Source organism: Gluconobacter sp. P1D12_c (assembly GCF_018812105.1).
Classification (GTDB): Bacteria; Pseudomonadota; Alphaproteobacteria; order Acetobacterales; family Acetobacteraceae; genus Gluconobacter; species Gluconobacter oxydans_A.
In genome coordinates this window covers 1-409 of record NZ_JACSIQ010000617.1, presented here as the reverse complement: position 1 = coordinate 409, position 409 = coordinate 1, and the positions used below count along the sequence as shown (strand labels likewise).

At 54.8% G+C, this 409-nt stretch carries 1 pseudogene; it reads right to left on the bottom strand.

Annotation, left to right across the window (positions count from 1 at the left end):
- A pseudogene (locus KP705_RS21295) lies at window positions 1–141 on the bottom strand (recombinase family protein); the annotation flags it as partial.
- Window positions 142–409: the final 268 nt, after the last annotated feature.

The window sequence follows — 409 nt, the reverse complement described above, 5'->3', positions numbered from 1 at the left end:
TTCCCGGTTCGTGCCGGTAAAGCCCTTGTCGGTGTAAATACGCTCGGCAGCAACACCGAGTTTGAGCAGTTCCTGATGCTGGGCCGCGAGATCCTGTATGTCCGGCGAGCAGCGGGCAGTGCCGATCATTATGTGTGTCATACGGGAAAGTGTAACGTATAAGGCCCCATGACTGCAAAACATATGGTACCACCTTTATGAGACACAGCACACGGCTGTATTCCATGACGTGTTGCACTTGTCCGGGACAGTCCGTCCAACGATCCCCTTCCGGACACATGAAGGAGACATCCGATCATGGCGCGGCGCCGTCTTCTGACCCGTGAAGCTCTCGCCCGACATTACGAGCCTTCTGTCGATGATCGCGAGATCACGAGACATTTTACACTCAGCCAGGATGACTTCGATC